Genomic DNA, 11,944 nt, shown 5'->3' with positions numbered 1-11,944 from the left:
TGTCCGACAGTCGCGCGGGAAATTCCGCAGGCATTGAGGTCCGGTCTGGAGGCAGGCAGCCGCCACAGACCGGAACGAATTCGCGTCGACGCCGTTCTCTTGGTCACCAACCAGAGGAACCGCTTCATGGCTGACACCAACAAATCCGACACCCCCGATATCGACGACATCCAGAAGACGCTGGAAAAGCAGATTGCCGAACTGCGCAGGGAGATCACCAAGATCAACAAGAGCATCTCGGCGCGAGGCGCGGAGATGCTCGATGACGCCAGCGAACAGGCGTCCGAGTTGTACGACACCGCGGCGAACCGCGCTTCGCGTACGGCGCAACAACTGCGCAGCCAGGCCCAGGCTGTTTCGGAAGTCGCGCGCGAGAATCCTGGTACGACGACAGCTTTGGTCGGCGTGATCGGCCTGCTCGGCTTTCTGGCCGGCTTCGCCATTGCTCAATCGACGAACGATACCTCCCGCCGCTGGTATTGACCGTAGCGCAATAGGGCCGGGCTTCCGGCCTTTTCTATTGTTTTCAGCAAATCACTTTTAAGGAGGACACCATGGCTTCATCAGCGTTGATCGGCATCCTGATCACATTCCTCGTCATCATCCTCGTTCTCTATCTGGTTCAACGCCTGCCGCTCGATGGCCGGATGAGACAGATAGTTCAGGTCATCGTCATCATCATCGGCATCATTTCGCTGCTCAAATACCTCGCGGTTTTTTAGGCCGCGAAGGCCGCCATTCTCACCGTTTTAAGACTGGCCCGGCGCGTGGCGATCGGGCCGGTCGTGTTTCAAGACGTAGTTTAATCGATTGATATTGTTGGATATTCGATAATATTCGTGGCAGGTCTTGCCGTTGTCATGCTCGTTTGACAAAACAGGCCCGCCTCCGGCGGGAGGCCGCATTGCCAACGAGGAAATTACCAGATGAATGTGGCCCAGAACATCGTCGCCGGCCTTGACCGGATACTCACCATGGAACTGGTGCGCGTCACCGAACGGGCCGCCGTCGCGGCCGCCAGGCTGCGTGGGCGCGGCGACGAAAAGGCGGCCGACCAGGTCGCCGTGGATGCCATGCGCCAGGAACTCAACCGGCTTTCCATCAGGGGCACGGTGGTGATCGGCGAGGGCGAGCGCGATGAAGCGCCGATGCTCTATATCGGCGAAGAAGTCGGCTCCGGCAAAGGTCCGGCGGTCGATATCGCGCTCGATCCGCTCGAAGGCACGACGATCTGCGCCAAGAACCTGCCCAATGCGCTCGCCGTCATCGCCATCGCCGAAAAGGGCAGCCTGCTGTTTGCGCCCGATGTCTACATGGACAAGATCGCCATCGGTCCGGGCTATGCGGACGGCGTCATCGATATCGATGCCTCACCGGCCGAAAACATCGCCAGCCTCGCCCGCGCCAAGGGCGTGGCTATTTCGGACATCACCACCTGTATCCTCGACCGGCCACGTCATGCCAAGCTGATCGATGCCGTGCGCGCCACGGGTGCCGCGATCCGGCTGATCGGCGACGGCGATGTCGCCGGCGTCATCCACACCACGGATCCGGAAGAAACCGGCATCGATATCTATCTCGGCACTGGCGGAGCACCCGAGGGCGTGCTGGCCGCCGCCGCGCTGCGCTGCACCGGCGGCCAGATGCAGGGCAGGCTGATCCTCGACACACCGGAAAAGGTTGCTCGCGCGGCAAAGATGGGTATTTCCAATCCGAAACGGGTCTATCGGACGGAGGACATGGCGCGCGGCGATGTGCTGTTTGCGGCCACCGGTGTCACCGACGGCAACATGCTGGCTGGCGTCAAGTTCGGCCACAATTACATCACCACCCACACCATCGTGCTGCGCTCGTCGTCGCGGACGGTGCGCGAGATCAAGGCACGCCATCAGGACCTGGATAAGTTCTGACGCTTGCTTGCGAAGCCACCTTGCAATTGTTAGCCATTCGGGCGCACCCGATATTGGCTGCAAGGATTTGACGATGAAACCGTTCGACTGGCACGCGGATCCGATCTCGCGCGCCACCGCCATCACGCAGTCTTATCGCAACACCCAGAATGTGCGTCGCTTTCTCATCCGGGAATGCAGCTACGCATTCAGCTTCGACCGGCCTTTCATGGCCTGGCTCAAGGACGGTGTGGAAAAGACGATGGGCGATGCGGCCGACGAATGGCTTCGGCGCCAGGCTGAAAAGCGGAAAGCGCAGTTTTCTTGACACTTCCCGGACGGCGCACACCGTGAATCGCTTGGCTTTGCCTGCCTTTGGCCTATAGAGCGTCGCATGAACGTGACACGATTTAAATCGTTGCCAATGCAGGTCGTCGCCCCAAAACCGCTGCGCACTTTTGGGCGACATGCACTATCGTGCGGCCAACGATGAGTTGGCAAAGCGTATGACCGGCGAAAAGCGCCTCTTCCTCGATGTCAGGCAGTCGGTATCAGGGGTTTCCTGGGAGCACCGGCTGACCGAGCGGCAGGACATGATCGCGCTCGCCATCGCGCAAGGCTACGGGGTACCCGATATCGTAGCACGGGTGCTTGCCGGCCGCGGCGTCACCGCCGAGCAGACCGAGCGGTTTCTCGATCCGACGATCCGCGATCTTCTGCCGGATCCGGCATCGCTGACCGACATGGACAGGGCGGCGGCCCGGATCGCCGCCGCGGTGATGGCCAGGGAAAAGGTGGCGATCTTCGGCGACTATGATGTCGACGGCGCCGCCTCGTCGGCCTTGCTGAAGCGGTTCCTCACGCATTTCTCGGTGCCGTCGGAAATCTACATCCCGGATCGTATTTTCGAGGGCTATGGCCCCAACCCCGACGCCATGCGCGAACTTGTTTCGCGTGGCGCGACACTGATCGTCACCGTCGATTGCGGCACCAACAGCGCCGCCTCCATCGATGCCGCCAATGAGGCCGGGGCCGATGTCGTGGTGCTCGACCACCACCAGGTCGGCGGTGCCTTGCCGGCGGCAATCGCTGTCGTCAATCCCAATCGCGACGACGACCTTTCCGGGCAGGGCCATCTCTGTGCCGCCGGCGTGGTCTTCCTCGCCCTTGTGCAGACGGCCAGGATCCTGCGTAGCCGCATGGCCGATGCTACGCCGCCGGACCTGCTTTCGCTGCTCGATATCGTGGCATTGGCCACCGTTTGTGATGTGGTGCCGCTGACCGGCGTCAACCGTGCCTTCGTGGTCAAGGGGCTGCAGATGGCGCGCCAGCAGAAGAACGAAGGGCTCGCGGCACTGGCACGGGTGTCGCGCATCGGCGAGCCGATCAGCACTTTCCATCTGGCCTATCTGATCGGCCCGCGCATCAATGCCGGCGGACGCATCGGCGATGCCGCACTTGGCAGCCGGTTGCTTGCGACCGACGACCCGGTCGAGGCGCGCACCATTGCCGAGACGCTCGACCGGCTCAACCAGGAACGGCAGCTGATGGAGCAGGAGATGCTGGCGGCGGCGCGCGCCGAGGCCGATGCGGAGCTCGCCGGCGGCAATGGCCCGGCGATCGTCGTCACCGCCAGCAACAGCTGGCATCCGGGCATCGTCGGTTTGCTCGCCTCACGGCTGAAGGATCATGCCCGCCGGCCGGCATTCGCCATCGCCTTCAACGCCAACGGCATCGGCACCGGCTCGGGCCGCTCGGTCTCGGGTTTCGACCTCGGCCGGCTGGTGCGCGAGGCGGCCATTGCCGGTCTGATCGTCAAGGGTGGCGGGCATGGCATGGCGGCGGGCATCACCGTCGAGCGGGCGAGGCTTGGTGAGCTCAGGGCGTTTTTCGAAGAGCGGGCGGCAGCCGACGTGTTTCGCCTGCAGGGCGAGGAAAGCCTGGCCATAGACGGTGCGCTTGCCGCTGAAGGCGCGACACTCAGCCTGCTCGACGCGCTGGAACAAGCCGGACCTTTCGGTGCCGGGCACGTGGCCCCTGTTTTCGCGTTGCCGCGCCACCGGTTGGCCGATGCGCGGCCGGTCGGCACCAATCACATCCGCGTCGAGCTGCAATCGGAAAGCGGCGGCCGGATCCAGGCGATCGCCTTTCGCGCCGTCGATACCGCGCTTGGCGAATTCCTGTTCAAGAACCGGGGCAAGACAATCCACGTCGCCGGTTCGCTCTCAGGGAATTACTGGAACGGCAACCGCACCGTTCAGTTTCGTATCACCGATGCGGCTCGTGCGTAGGTTTTGATCAGGCGAGAACTGTCTGCAGCCGGGTCAGTTCGCCGATCTGCGCCATCGTCGCCTGATAGCCGAGATTGATCGCCTCGTCGGCGCGGTGGAACTCGGTCAGGCCGATATGGCTGAGCTTCGGCTGCAGCGACATGTCGGGCGGGTCGCCGGCAAGCCTGGCGCGCGAAATGCGGTCCTGGATGATGTTGAAGGCCTCGACCATGACGCCGGTGATGCCGAGCCGGGTCTGATGCGACTGGTGTTCGGGATCGCCATGTCCGGCCCTCGGCGCGTCCTTTTCGACGACCAGTTCGCCTGCGCTGTGCTTGATGACGGCGGCACGGCCGAACAGGTCATAGTGAAGGTTGACCGCCACGACGAGCGGCTGCTCGTAGGCGCGGCAGACCGAAACCGGTACGGGGTTGACCAGAGCGCCGTCGACCAGCACGCGGCCGTTGCAATTCACCGGCTCGAACACGCCGGGAAGCGCATAAGAGGCGCGCATGGCGGTGATCAATGAGCCGCTCGACAGCCAGATTTCGTGGCCCGTGCGGATTTCGGAAGTGACCGCGACGAACGGCTTGGCAAGGTCCTCGAAACGAATGCCGGCCATGTGCTCGCGCAGCCTTGCATCGAGTTTCATGCCGCCGAACAGGCCGCTGCCGCGTAAATTGAGATCGAGCAGGCCGAAAATGCGGCGCTTGGTCAGGCTGCGGGCGAATTCTTCGAGCTCGTCCAGTTTGCCGGCGAGATAGCAGCCGCCGACCAGCGCGCCGATCGAGGTGCCGGCGATCATCGATACTTCGATGCCGGCTTCATCCAGCGCGCGCAGCACGCCGATATGCGCCCAGCCGCGGGCGCACCCGCCACCCAAGGCGAGCGAAATGCCTGTTTTCTTTTGGGAGTTCGTTTCGGACGCGCCGCCTGACGAGGACAGGCCGTTGGCCTCCCTGACATCTGGTCTGTTACGCAATGACGCCCACTCGAGCATCATAATCTCCCTTGTCCCACGGCTACTATACGAGCGGGGCGTATCGAAATGATGAATCTGTGTCGTCGGTGTCAGGCAGAAGGTTCAAGCTGTTGGTTTCCGATACGTGTTTTCCGCATCGAACAGCGGCTTGCTGCCGTCGATGGCAAGCGTCCCTTTGCCGTCGACCAGCCCCACCGTCCGATAAAAGCATGAACGCCGGCCAGTGTGACAGGTTGCGTCGTGGCCCAACACTTTGACGCGCAACCATATGGCATCCTGGTCACAATCCGTGAGCATCTCGACGACATGCTGAAAATTGCCTGATGTTTCGCCCTTTTTCCAAAGCGCGCTGCGCGAGCGCGACCAGTAGTGGGCGATGCCGGTCTCAAGCGTCAGCGCCAGTGCTTGCGCGTTCATATGCGCAACCATCAACAGCATGCCGTCCGCGGCGTCTGTCACGACGACCGTGACCAGCCCGGCTGCATCGAAGCGCGGCGAAAACACCGCGCCTTCCTCGAGAGCCTTCTTGTCCGACGGAGCTTTTGGAAATTCCAGTGCCGACATCGCCGGTCCTTATTTTGATGGCCGGCGAGGGCCGATCAGACCCCGCCGCCGCGCACCATGGTGACGAAACGGACCTGCTCTTCGGGCGTGTCCTTGAAAACGCCGGTGAAGGTCGAGGTCAGCGTGGTTGATCCCTGCTTGCGGATGCCGCGCATGGCCATGCACATGTGCTCGGCCTCGATCATGACGGCGACGCCGCGCGGATTGAGCACGTCCTGGATGACGCCGGCGATCTGCGCCGTCAGCGCCTCCTGGGTTTGCAGGCGGTGGGCGAAGATATCGACGACACGCGCGATCTTGGACAGGCCGACGACCTTGCCGTCCGGAAGATACCCGACATGCGCCTTGCCGATGATCGGCACCATGTGGTGCTCGCAATGCGAATGGAATGTTATGTCCTTGACGATGACCAGGTCATCGTAGCCGGCGACCTCCTCGAAGGTGCGGCCGAGCTCGTCGGCCGGGCACATGTCGTAACCACCGAACATTTCGCGAAAGGCCTTTGCCACCCGCTTCGGCGTGTCGACCAACCCTTCGCGGTCCGGATTGTCGCCGGTCCAGCGCAAAAGTGTGCGCACGGCGGCTTCGACTTCGGCTTCGCTTGGCCGGTCGGTGACCGGCTTTTCCATATAGGCTGACTGTGGCATGAGCTTCTTGATGACGGCATCCATAAAGGCGTCTCCCGTAGTCCCTCTCGGCGGAGGAACGAGTTGAACGGACCACGACCTTTCGGTGTCGGAAACTCGCCCCGTTTCCAGCCCCGTAAGCGGCGTGAACTTCCCGGCAAGGACATTGGCTTTCGTCGTTCTTGTCGATACCGGACTGCCAGCATTATATAAGGTCATAGCGAGCGAAAGGAAGACACGACAGCGGCAATCGCTGTTCGCTTGGCGGCGACGGATTGGAAAATTATGATAAACGACGTCTACAACGCGAAAATTCTCGGTTTTGCCGGAAACATCGCCCGCATCGGCCGTCTCGATCATCCTGACGCGACCGCCAAGGCGCACTCCAAGCTATGCGGTTCGACCGTCACCGTCGACCTCAAGATGCAGGACGGCGTCGTCACGGACTTTGCCCATGACGTGAAGGCCTGCGCGCTCGGCCAGGCGTCGTCATCGATCATGGCGCAGCATGTCGTCGGCGCGAGTGCCGAGGAATTGCGCGCGGTGCGCGACTCCATGCTGAAGATGCTCAAGGAAAATGGCGCCCCGCCGGACGGCCGCTTTGCGGATCTCAGATATTTGGAGCCGGTGCGCGACTACAAGGCGCGGCACGCTTCGACCATGCTGACTTTCGATGCCGTGGTCGACGCGATCGGCCAGATCGAGAAGAAGCGCGCCGAAGAAGCGGCCTGACCTTGGGATTTGGCCGTCCACGGTGCGCAGGCTTCGCGCAGGCGCCCAAATCTTTGCTGCCACTGCTTGGCATTTGGCTGGACAGGAACCGGGCCAGAAGGGTTTAAACCTGCGCTTCCAGCGCCCGCCTGCTTTCGGCAAATTCACTTCTGAGCCAGTCGGCGAACGCGGCGGCCGGCTCCGAGAGGTCGTGCAGGTTTCTGGCCACCAGCCAATAGGCGCCGGATGCGACGTCGATGTCGAACGGCTTGACCAGCGCGCCGGATGCGATTTCCCCGCCGATCTGCAACAGATCGCCCAATGCCACGCCATGTCCGAGCAAGGCGGCCTGCTTTGAAAGCGACGCATCCGCCAGCATCGGCCCGCGCGCGGGCACGGCGTCGGCGGGCACGCCGGCCGCTTCGAACCAGCGCACCCAGCCCTGGCGATTCTCCTCGTGCAAAAGCGTGTAGCGGCCAAGATCGATTGGCTTCCTGAGGGCAGGGCCAGAAGCAAGCAGCGCCGGCGACAGGACCGGCGAATCGACCGTCGAGGCAAGCCGCTCGGCCTGGCTGCGCGGCCACGAGTCGGCATGCGCGCTGAAGCGCAAGGCAAGCTCCGGCTGATCGCTGCGGAACTCGATCAGCCTTGGATCGACCTCGAGAGAGACGTCGATGTCGGGCCGCAATTGGCGAAAGCGGTTGAGCCGGGGCACCAGCCACACGGAGGCAAGCGACGGCTCGACACTGACACGGACCACGGACTGCGCCGGTGTCGCCACCAGATCGCCAAGCAAGGTATCGATGGCGTCGAAACTTCTGACAAGCTGATCCAGCAGACGCCGGCCGGTGTCGGTCAGTTCGACTCGTCGATGGTGACGTTCGAACAAGGGTCGATGCAGGAAGATTTCGAGCTCGCGGATCTGCCGGCTGATCGCCGCCTGCGAGACGAAAAGCTCCTCGGCGGCCCGGCTGAAGCTCAGATGCCGGCCCGCCGCCTCGAAGCTCCTCAATGCCGTCAGCGGCAGGCGCCCACGCTTCATTTCGCATAACCCAGGATTATCCGAAGTGGAAATTATACTCGTTTGAAGGCGAAGGCCAGCGGCGGTCTAATCCATGTCAAAGGAGACCGACCATGATCCAGTTGCTGAGCATTTTTTGCGATGTCATGCGGATCGTGACGTTTCAATGGCGTGACGAAAAGCAGCATTCAAAGCGCCGCGAGGGGCCGGCCAGTCGTGGCCGCTGGGCGCCGTCGGCTGACAGGCAGCCGTTTCGCCGTTCCCGTCCGTGATGGCGGGGCGCGCAAGGAGCGGGGATTGCGTTCTCCGGCGGAAGTCCACATCTATCGCCTGGGAAACGCGATACGGAGACTGTGGTGCGCGACCAGCATGGGCATGCGCATATAGACGGGTCGCAAAAACGCGGCCGCAACTGGCCCGGCCCCTGGCGCAAGACGCCAGGCCGTCTCCTCGGCACGTCGCTCGTGCGCCTCTACCAGCTGACGCTGTCGGGCTTTGTCGGCAATTCCTGCCGGCATCTGCCGACCTGTTCGGAATATGCGCATGAGGCGATCGCCCGCCATGGTCTGTGGGCCGGCGGCTGGATGGGATTCTTCCGCGTGCTGCGCTGCGGGCCATTCGGCACGCATGGCATAGACCTCGTGCCGGAGGCGCTTGCGGATCGCTATCTCTGGTTCATGCCCTGGCGGTACTGGCGGATCGGCAGCAAGCGCGACAAAGCGCAGGAATGATGGCCGGGGGGAGAGCAGGTTTACGATCCGGTAGGGTTAACAACAGCCTGCACAAAGACTGCGCATTTGAGACAAAATCGAGACAAGAGACCCCGCTAAGCCGCTCGCGAACCCCCTTCTGGAGCGAGCAGAAAATGCGCAATTTCGACCGTCTTCCCTTCATCTTTGCCGGGATCCTGTTCCTGCTCGCCTGGCTGCTGGGATTTCCGCTGCGCGCGCAATCGGCGCCGCTGGGGGATTTGCAGTGCACGGTGATCGCCGATGCGGCGAGCGGCAAGACGCTTTACCAGAACGGAGTGTGCGACCAGCGGTTCAGCCCGGCCTCGACGTTCAAGGTGCCGCTGTCGCTGATCGGCTATGACAGCGGGATCCTGAGCGACGAGCATACGCCGGCGTGGGACTACAAGCCGGAGTTCAAGGCGGTGAAGCGGGACCAGAAGACCGTCGATCCGGTGATCTGGGAACGGGATTCGATCGTCTGGTTCTCCCGTGAAATCACCAGTCGGCTCGGGCCGGAAAAATTGGCTGGCTATGTCTCCAAATTCGGCTACGGCAATGCCGATGTTTCCGGCAATCCCGGCAAGAATGATGGTTTGACCCAATCCTGGATAAACTCCTCGCTCAAGATCACGCCGGTCGAGCAGGTCGATTTCCTGCGCAAGCTGCTGGCCCGCAAGCTGCCTGTCTCGGCCAGGGCCTACGACATGACATCAGCCATCATCCCGACCTTCCAGGCCGGAGGCTGGACGGTGCAGGGCAAGACCGGAAGCACCAGGCTGCGCAACGATGCCGACAAGGTTCAGGATAAGCGCTCGCTTGGGTGGTTCGTCGGCTGGGCGAACAAGGATGGCCGCCAGATCGTCTTTGCGCGCCTTGTCGTCGACACCGATCGGACCGATATGCCCAAAGGCCTCAAGACCCGGGCCGCGTTCCTGAAGGACCTGCCGCTGCTCATCAAATGAAGTCTGACATTTGAGCCGGGCTTTACGGCGGCGGAATCTGTCCATAAAAGACAGCCGCTGCCGGACGCATACGGCCTACTCTTTGCATGTCGTAACCCCAAAACCGTCCACACACTTTTGGGCGACATGCATTTCAACCACCCGCGCTCGTTTGCGGGACTGGATAGGAGATATACATGCTGAATTCCGTTTCCCTGACATTTCCCGATGGCTCCGTCCGCGAATACGACGCGGCGATGACCGGTGCGGGCCTCGCCGAATCGATCTCAAAATCGCTGGCCAAGAAGGCGGTCGCCTATGCGATCGACGGCACCGTCCGCGATCTCAGCGATCCGCTAGGCAAATCCGGCAAGGTCGAGATCGTCACCCGCGACGACCCGCGCGCACTCGAACTGATCCGTCACGACGCCGCACATGTGTTGGCGGAAGCCGTGCAGGAATTGTGGCCGGGAACGCAGGTGACCATCGGGCCGGTGATCGAGAACGGGTTTTACTACGACTTCGCCCGCAACGAGCCGTTCACGCCTGACGATTTTCCCGTGATCGAGAAGAAGATGCGCGAGATCATTTCGCGCAACAAGCCGTTCACCAAGGAAGTCTGGTCGCGCGACAAGGCGAAGAAAGTGTTTGCCGACAAGGGCGAGCGCTACAAGCTGGAGCTGATCGACGCCATTCCCGAGGATCAGGATCTCAAGATCTACGCGCAGGGCGACTGGTTCGACCTTTGCCGTGGCCCGCACATGGCCTCGACGGGGCAGATCGGCAACGCCTTCAAACTGATGAAGGTGGCCGGCGCCTATTGGCGCGGCGATTCGAACAATCCGATGCTGACCCGCATCTACGGCACGGCCTGGGCTGATCAGGCGCAGCTCGAAGCCTATCAGACGATGCTGGAGGAGGCCGAGAAGCGCGACCACAGGAAGATCGGCCGCGAGATGGACCTGTTCCATTTCCAGGAAGAGGGGCCTGGCGTCGTCTTTTGGCACGCCAAGGGCTGGAAGATGTTCCAGAACCTGGTCAACTACATGCGCCGCCGCCTCGACGAGCAGGGCTATCAGGAGGTCAACGCGCCGCAGGTTCTCGACAAGAGCCTGTGGGAGACGTCAGGCCATTGGGGATGGTATCGCGACGCCATGTTCAAGGTGACGGTGGCCGGCGACGATACCGATGACGACCGGGTTTTCGCTCTGAAGCCGATGAACTGCCCGGGCCATGTGCAGATTTTCAAGCATGGGTTGAAGTCTTATCGCGATCTGCCTGTCAAACTTGCGGAATTCGGCAACGTCCACCGTTACGAACCATCCGGCGCGCTGCACGGGCTGATGCGCGTGCGCGGTTTTACGCAAGACGATGCGCACATCTTCTGCACCGAGGAGCAATTGGCGGCGGAATGCCTGCGCATCAACGATCTGATCCTGTCGACCTATGCTGATTTCGGTTTCGACGAAATCAGCGTCAAGCTCTCGACGCGGCCGGACAAACGCGTCGGTACCGACGAGGCGTGGGATCACGCCGAGGCGATCATGGGCGGCGTGCTGGAGACGATCAGGACACGGTCCGGCAATCGCATCAAGACCTCGATCAATCCGGGTGAGGGCGCCTTCTACGGGCCGAAATTCGAATATGTGCTGAAGGATGCCATCGGCCGCGAATGGCAGTGCGGCACGACGCAGGTCGATTTCAACCTGCCGGAGCGGTTTGGCGCCTTCTACATCGGCTCGGATTCCGAGAAGAAGCAGCCTGTCATGGTTCACCGCGCCATCTGCGGCTCGATGGAGCGCTTCCTCGGCATCCTGATCGAGAACTATTCCGGCCATTTCCCGCTGTGGTTCGCGCCGCTGCAGGTGGTGGTGGCGACGATCACGTCGGATGCCGACGACTATGCGACCGAGGTGGTGGCAAAGCTCAAGGCCGCTGGGCTGTTGGCGGAAGCGGATCTGCGCAACGAGAAGATCAACTACAAGGTCCGCGAGCACAGCCTGGCCAAGGTTCCGGTCATCCTCGTCTGCGGCAAGCGCGAAGCGGAAGAGCAGACGGTCAACATGCGCCGACTGGGCTCGCGCGACCAGGAATCGCTTGGCCTTGACCAGGCGATCGCGCGACTGACCGAGGAAGCTGTTACACCCGACCGCCGGCGCAAACGCGCGGCCTGATTGGCATAATTTCGACCAATGGCGGTGGAGCGATC

Annotated in this window: 14 protein-coding genes; 10 read left to right on the top strand and 4 right to left on the bottom strand. The window is 62.2% G+C overall.

What is annotated here, in order from left to right; translation table 11 throughout:
• The first annotated feature begins 126 nt into the window (after positions 1 to 126).
• From RPF88_RS10350 to recJ, 5 genes are all read left to right on the top strand, one after another.
• Positions 127 to 483 carry a hypothetical protein gene (locus RPF88_RS10350; RefSeq protein WP_337122325.1) on the top strand — a complete coding sequence of 119 codons (357 nt, stop codon included), beginning with the start codon at positions 127 to 129 and terminating at the stop codon, positions 481 to 483.
• A gap of 71 nt (positions 484 to 554) precedes the next feature.
• On the top strand, positions 555 to 722 hold the full coding sequence (locus RPF88_RS10345) for a Thivi_2564 family membrane protein (RefSeq protein ID WP_013531988.1): 168 nt from the start codon (positions 555 to 557) through the stop codon (positions 720 to 722).
• 204 nt (positions 723 to 926) lie between these two features.
• Positions 927 to 1,910: a class II fructose-bisphosphatase gene (glpX, locus tag RPF88_RS10340; protein WP_013531987.1), complete on the top strand. Its 984-nt coding sequence runs from the start codon at positions 927 to 929 to the stop codon at positions 1,908 to 1,910.
• Between the two features lie 73 nt (positions 1,911 to 1,983).
• Positions 1,984 to 2,217, top strand: coding sequence for a DUF6434 domain-containing protein (locus RPF88_RS10335; protein WP_337122321.1), 234 nt, complete (start codon positions 1,984 to 1,986; stop codon positions 2,215 to 2,217).
• A 178-nt stretch (positions 2,218 to 2,395) separates the two neighbouring features.
• Positions 2,396 to 4,180: a single-stranded-DNA-specific exonuclease RecJ gene (gene recJ, locus RPF88_RS10330; RefSeq protein WP_013531985.1), complete on the top strand. Its 1,785-nt coding sequence runs from the start codon at positions 2,396 to 2,398 to the stop codon at positions 4,178 to 4,180.
• Between the two features lie 7 nt (positions 4,181 to 4,187).
• Here the strand turns inward: recJ and RPF88_RS10325 are convergent, their stop codons facing one another.
• From RPF88_RS10325 to folE, 3 genes are all read right to left on the bottom strand, one after another.
• Positions 4,188 to 5,162: a patatin family protein gene (locus RPF88_RS10325; RefSeq protein ID WP_174299064.1), complete on the bottom strand. Its 975-nt coding sequence runs from the start codon at positions 5,160 to 5,162 to the stop codon at positions 4,188 to 4,190.
• Between the two features lie 81 nt (positions 5,163 to 5,243).
• Positions 5,244 to 5,705, bottom strand: a complete 462-nt coding sequence (hisI, locus tag RPF88_RS10320; protein WP_013531983.1) for a phosphoribosyl-AMP cyclohydrolase — start codon at positions 5,703 to 5,705, stop codon at positions 5,244 to 5,246.
• A gap of 35 nt (positions 5,706 to 5,740) precedes the next feature.
• Positions 5,741 to 6,376, bottom strand: coding sequence for a GTP cyclohydrolase I FolE (gene folE / locus RPF88_RS10315; protein WP_013531982.1), 636 nt, complete (start codon positions 6,374 to 6,376; stop codon positions 5,741 to 5,743).
• Positions 6,377 to 6,616: 240 nt separating this feature from the next.
• Between folE and RPF88_RS10310 the strand changes: the two genes are divergently transcribed.
• Positions 6,617 to 7,063 (top strand): iron-sulfur cluster assembly scaffold protein, encoded by a 447-nt coding sequence (locus tag RPF88_RS10310; protein ID WP_063167874.1) that lies wholly within the window; start codon positions 6,617 to 6,619, stop codon positions 7,061 to 7,063.
• Between the two features lie 103 nt (positions 7,064 to 7,166).
• Here RPF88_RS10310 and RPF88_RS10305 read toward each other — a convergent pair whose 3' ends face one another.
• Positions 7,167 to 8,084, bottom strand: a complete 918-nt coding sequence (locus RPF88_RS10305; RefSeq protein ID WP_337122319.1) for a LysR substrate-binding domain-containing protein — start codon at positions 8,082 to 8,084, stop codon at positions 7,167 to 7,169.
• Between the two features lie 92 nt (positions 8,085 to 8,176).
• Here RPF88_RS10305 and RPF88_RS10300 point away from each other — a divergent pair, with 92 nt between their 5' ends.
• The 4 genes from RPF88_RS10300 to thrS all read left to right on the top strand — a co-directional run bounded on the left by RPF88_RS10300 (position 8,177) and on the right by thrS (position 11,909).
• Complete coding sequence (locus RPF88_RS10300) at positions 8,177 to 8,335, top strand: hypothetical protein (RefSeq protein ID WP_337122318.1); 159 nt, start codon at positions 8,177 to 8,179, stop codon at positions 8,333 to 8,335.
• 84 nt (positions 8,336 to 8,419) lie between these two features.
• On the top strand, positions 8,420 to 8,794 hold the full coding sequence (yidD, locus tag RPF88_RS10295) for a membrane protein insertion efficiency factor YidD (RefSeq protein WP_013531978.1): 375 nt from the start codon (positions 8,420 to 8,422) through the stop codon (positions 8,792 to 8,794).
• A gap of 134 nt (positions 8,795 to 8,928) precedes the next feature.
• Positions 8,929 to 9,756: a class D beta-lactamase gene (gene blaOXA, locus RPF88_RS10290; protein ID WP_337122317.1), complete on the top strand. Its 828-nt coding sequence runs from the start codon at positions 8,929 to 8,931 to the stop codon at positions 9,754 to 9,756.
• 176 nt (positions 9,757 to 9,932) lie between these two features.
• A complete protein-coding gene (gene thrS, locus RPF88_RS10285; protein ID WP_337122316.1) occupies positions 9,933 to 11,909 on the top strand; it encodes a threonine--tRNA ligase in 1,977 nt (658 codons plus the stop codon).
• The last annotated feature ends 35 nt before the right edge of the window (positions 11,910 to 11,944 follow it).

The sequence above is a fragment of the Mesorhizobium sp. ISC11 genome (genome assembly GCF_037162595.1).
In the GTDB taxonomy this organism is placed as follows: Bacteria; Pseudomonadota; Alphaproteobacteria; order Rhizobiales; family Rhizobiaceae; genus Mesorhizobium; species Mesorhizobium ciceri.
This window is presented reverse-complemented; position numbering and strand designations above follow the sequence as displayed.